Source organism: Brevundimonas guildfordensis (assembly GCF_014836405.1).
GTDB classification, from domain to species: domain Bacteria; phylum Pseudomonadota; class Alphaproteobacteria; order Caulobacterales; family Caulobacteraceae; genus Brevundimonas; species Brevundimonas guildfordensis.
Genome location: NZ_JACSQU010000005.1, coordinates 2,501 through 5,875 on the forward strand (window position 1 = coordinate 2,501; position 3,375 = coordinate 5,875).

Here is a 3,375-nt window from a genome sequence, read left to right on the forward strand (position 1 = left end):
CCGTTAGGCTCCACCAGGTTTTCAAGTGTGCTACCGCCCTGCGGGCTGCTTGAGCACCTCGCGATCAGACAAGTTTGCATCCAGTCGCATGATTGGCTGCATTGACATTGTAAAGGAAGAATTTGACCGGCTCCTCATAAGCTTTCAGGTCAGGTTCGAGAAGATATCGTCTGGCAAAGTAAAAATCAGACGTGGGTCCGGCGGATACCTCTTTCCATCCCCCGGAGCAGCCCATGTATGAGTTTTGCTGAGAAACGATCAAGCGTTGAAGGGCTTCTGACGGATGCCTTGGCGTAGAGAGGCGATGAAGGACGTGGCAAGCTGCGATAAGAGCCGGGGAGGCGCTAGCACCCTTTGATCCGGCTATTTCCGAATGGGGAAACCCACCTTTGCGGTCTTCCAACTCTGCTTTTCGGAGCAGCGATTGGATGATCGCTAAAAGGTACAATGACCTGAATACATAGGGTTCATTGAGCGAACCCGGGGAACTGAAACATCTCAGTACCCGGAGGAAAGGACATCAACCGAGACTCCCGTAGTAGTGGCGAGCGAACCGGGACCAGGCCAGTGCTCTTGTGAAATAAAGTCGAACAAGCTGGAAAGCTTGGCCATAGCGGGTGACAGCCCCGTAGACGTCAAACAGCAAGAGACTCGAGTAGGGCGGGACACGTGAAATCCTGTCTGAACATGGGGGGACCACCCTCCAAGCCTAAGTACTCCTCTACGACCGATAGTGAACAAGTACCGTGAGGGAAAGGTGAAAAGCACCCCGACAAGGGGAGTGAAACAGATCCTGAAATCGGAAGCCTACAAGCAGTCGGAGCCGCCAAGCGCGGTGACGGCGTACCTTTTGTATAATGGGTCAGCGACTTCATATGTCGAGCAAGCTTAAGCCGTTAGGTGTAGGCGCAGCGAAAGCGAGTCTGAATAGGGCGCTAAGTTCGACGTATGACGACCCGAAACCAGGTGATCTATCCATGAGCAGGATGAAGGTAAGGTAACACTTACTGGAGGTCCGAACCCGTGAATGTTGAAAAATTCTGGGATGACTTGTGGATAGGGGTGAAAGGCCAATCAAACCTGGACATAGCTGGTTCTCCGCGAAATCTATTTAGGTAGAGCGTCCGACGAATACCTTGGGGGGTAGAGCACTGGATGGTTGCGGGCTGCGCGAGCGGTACCAATACTAACCAAACTCCGAATACCCAAGAGTACTATCGGGCAGACACACGGCGGGTGCTAACGTCCGTCGTGAAAAGGGAAACAACCCTAACCATCATCTAAGGCCCCCAAGTCATGGCTAAGTGGGAAACGATGTGGGATTGCTTTGACAATCAGGAGGTTGGCTTAGAAGCAGCCATCCTTTAAAGAAAGCGTAACAGCTCACTGATCAAGCGATCCTGCGCGGAAAATGTAACGGGGCTAAAGCCATGCGCCGAAGATATGGGTTTGCAGTTTACTGCAAGCGGTAGCGGAGCGTTCCGTAAGCCTGTGAAGGTCAACCGTGAGGTTGGCTGGAGGTATCGGAAGTGAGAATGCTGACATGAGTAACGATAAACAGTGTGAGAAACACTGTCGCCGAAAGACCAAGGGTTCCTGCGTAAAGCTAATCTGCGCAGGGTTAGTCGGCCCCTAAGGCGAGGCTGAAAAGCGTAGTCGATGGGAAGCAGGTAAATATTCCTGCACCAGCTGGAAGTGACGGATGGCATAAGTCGTCGGGGCTTATTGGATTGTTCCCGGCGGTGGCGTCGTCCCTGGAAATAACTCCAGCAGAGACCGTACCCGAAACCGACACAGGTGGTCAGGTAGAGTATACCAAGGCGCTTGAGAGAACTGTGCTGAAGGAACTCGGCAAATTGCACGCGTAACTTCGGAATAAGCGTGACTCACCCTGGGCAACCAGGAATGAGTGGCACAAGCCAGGGGGTAGCGACTGTTTAGCAAAAACATAGGGCTCTGCGAAGCATCAATGCGACGTATAGGGTCTGACGCCTGCCCGGTGCCTGAAGGTTAAAGGGAGGAGTGAAAGCTCCGAACTGAAGCCCAGGTAAACGGCGGCCGTAACTATAACGGTCCTAAGGTAGCGAAATTCCTTGTCGGGTAAGTTCCGACCTGCACGAATGGCGTAACGACTTCCCCACTGTCTCCAGCACAGGCTCAGTGAAATTGAATTCCCCGTGAAGATGCGGGGTTCCCGCGGTCAGACGGAAAGACCCTATGAACCTTTACTATAGCTTCGCCTTGGCGTTAGCGACCGTATGTGTAGGATAGGTGGGAGGCTATGAAGCCGGGGCGCCAGCTCTGGTGGAGCCATCCTTGAAATACCACCCTTACTGTCGTTGACGTCTAACCGAGGGCCGTTATCCGGTCCCGGGACATGGCGTGGTGGGTAGTTTGACTGGGGCGGTCGCCTCCCAAAGTGTAACGGAGGCGCGCGATGGTTAGCTCAGACCGGTCGGAAATCGGTCGTCGAGTGCAATGGCATAAGCTAGCCTGACTGCGAGACTGACAAGTCGAGCAGAGACGAAAGTCGGCCATAGTGATCCGGTGGTCCCGCGTGGAAGGGCCATCGCTCAACGGATAAAAGGTACTCTAGGGATAACAGGCTGATTTTGCCCAAGAGTCCATATCGACGGCAAAGTTTGGCACCTCGATGTCGGCTCATCACATCCTGGGGCTGGAGCAGGTCCCAAGGGTACGGCTGTTCGCCGTTTAAAGTGGTACGTGAGCTGGGTTCAGAACGTCGTGAGACAGTTTGGTCCCTATCTGCCGTGGGTGTTCGAAGCTTGAGAGGATCTGTCCCTAGTACGAGAGGACCGGGATGGACATACCTCTGGTGGACCTGTCGTGGCGCCAGCCGCGCAGCAGGGTAGCTAAGTATGGAATAGATAACCGCTGAAAGCATCTAAGCGGGAAACTAACCTCAAAACAAGGCTTCGCTGAGGATCGTGGAAGACTACCACGTTGATAGGCCAGGTGTGGAAGCGCGGTGACGTGTGAAGCTTACTGGTACTAATAATCCGATCGGCTTGATCGTTTCTCAGCAAAACTCATTCGGTTTTTACTTGCCGAAATCAAAAGACGATATCTTCTCATTTCATTCGTGTGTGTCGGGTTGACCTGGTGGCTCTGTCGGAGGTTCCCCACCCGATCCCATTCCGAACTCGGTCGTTAAGCCCTCCAGAGCCGATGGTACTTCGTCTTAAGGCGCGGGAGAGTAGGTCGCCGCCGGGTCTACCCGACACACACGCTTGAAATGTCTCGAACCCTTCTTCCTTTACTCACCGCCTTGCCGCGGGATGGAGCAGCCCGGTAGCTCGTCAGGCTCATAACCTGAAGGTCGTAGGTTCAAATCCTACTCCCGCACCCAAGCCT

General features: G+C 53.8%; 2 tRNA genes and 2 rRNA genes (1 of these 4 running past the window's edge). All 4 read left to right on the forward strand.

The features are described from left to right. Positions 1-16: transfer RNA gene (locus H9656_RS13905), tRNA-Ala, on the forward strand (it extends 60 nt beyond the left edge of the window). 240 nt (positions 17-256) lie between these two features. Further along, positions 257-3,037: ribosomal RNA gene (locus H9656_RS13910) — 23S ribosomal RNA — on the forward strand. Between the two features lie 82 nt (positions 3,038-3,119). After that, positions 3,120-3,234, forward strand: a 5S ribosomal RNA gene (gene rrf, locus H9656_RS13915). A gap of 59 nt (positions 3,235-3,293) precedes the next feature. Then, positions 3,294-3,370, forward strand: a tRNA-Met gene (locus tag H9656_RS13920). Positions 3,371-3,375 lie beyond the last annotated feature (5 nt).